1 protein-coding gene is annotated in these 640 nt (G+C 43.1%); it reads right to left on the minus strand.

The features are described from left to right. The coding region (locus tag C9J38_RS21585) for a site-specific integrase (protein ID WP_199195432.1) at window positions 1-302 on the minus strand (302 nt) is incomplete at its 3' end. Window positions 303-640: the final 338 nt, after the last annotated feature.

Genomic DNA, 640 nt, shown 5'->3' on the forward strand with positions numbered 1-640 from the left:
TGTGGCGGCTTTACAATGTTCAGCCACTCCCAATCACGTTGAAGGACATGCTTAAAGAAAAACTGTAAGCCATTGCGATCAATTTTCACGGTACTCCATGAATGTGTTTTGATCAGTTGTGTAAAATGTTGTTTAAGATCTTCGGTAGTTAATGTGTCTGGTGATTTATCCAGTTGATGGGTAATGCGACGTAGAGCACGACTATAAGCATCTATCGTAGCGGGGCGTTTACCTTGCAAGGTGAGATGGGTAAGGTGTTGTTCATAAAGATAATCTGAACGATGTTGCTGTGCTTTATTCATGATAAATACTCCTTTTGGAAAGGTGTATTTACCGTAGTTGAGCTTATGGGTTTTCACTCTGCCGCGCAGCGGCTTCGTTCAACAAGGCAATTAAACGGACAAAAACAGTTGGCTTTTGTTCGTACCTCACAATTTTTAGCCAACTGTTTGTTTACCGCTTATTGCGGCGTTATCCCTACCTTTCCTAATACTTACCAGCCAGAATAGAGCTAAGTGCGTAACACACTTTTGTCCGTGCGACCTGAAGTCGTATGAAGCGTTGTTCACCGCTTTATGAGTGAACCGTCTGTATCACCAGATGAACCTACGAGCCTGAATAAAGCAGCGGCTCGGACAAT

This window comes from Photobacterium sp. GB-210, from assembly GCF_003026075.1.
GTDB lineage: Bacteria > Pseudomonadota > Gammaproteobacteria > Enterobacterales > Vibrionaceae > Photobacterium.